Origin of the sequence: Halomonas sp. ND22Bw (assembly GCF_003011945.1) — a bacterium.
Lineage (GTDB): Bacteria > Pseudomonadota > Gammaproteobacteria > Pseudomonadales > Halomonadaceae > Halomonas > Halomonas halophila.
This window is the reverse complement of sequence record NZ_PXWD01001717.1, coordinates 1-238: the sequence shown is the minus strand read 5'-3', so window position 1 is coordinate 238 and position 238 is coordinate 1. Positions and strand designations below refer to the sequence as shown.

The 238-nt window shown below is 63.9% G+C and carries 1 protein-coding gene; it reads right to left on the bottom strand.

The window, feature by feature from the left end; all coding sequences use genetic code 11:
- On the bottom strand, positions 1–238 hold a 238-nt coding region (locus CVH10_RS24150; RefSeq protein WP_181244752.1), incomplete at both ends, for a PLP-dependent transferase.

The window sequence follows — 238 nt, the reverse complement described above, 5'->3', positions numbered from 1 at the left end:
AGCCCGTTCAGCATGATCCAGCTGTGAAACGGGCTGATCGCCCCTCCGGTATGCTTGACATAGGGTTCGACGGTCTTGCGGATATAGTCGCGGCTGCCGCAGATCACCCCGGCCAGCGCCCGGCCGCCGCCATCGATATGCTTGGTGGCCGAATAGATCACGACATCGGACCCCAGTTCCACCGCGCGCGAGAAGACCGGCGTGGCGAAGACATTGTCCACGATGACCGTCGCCCCGG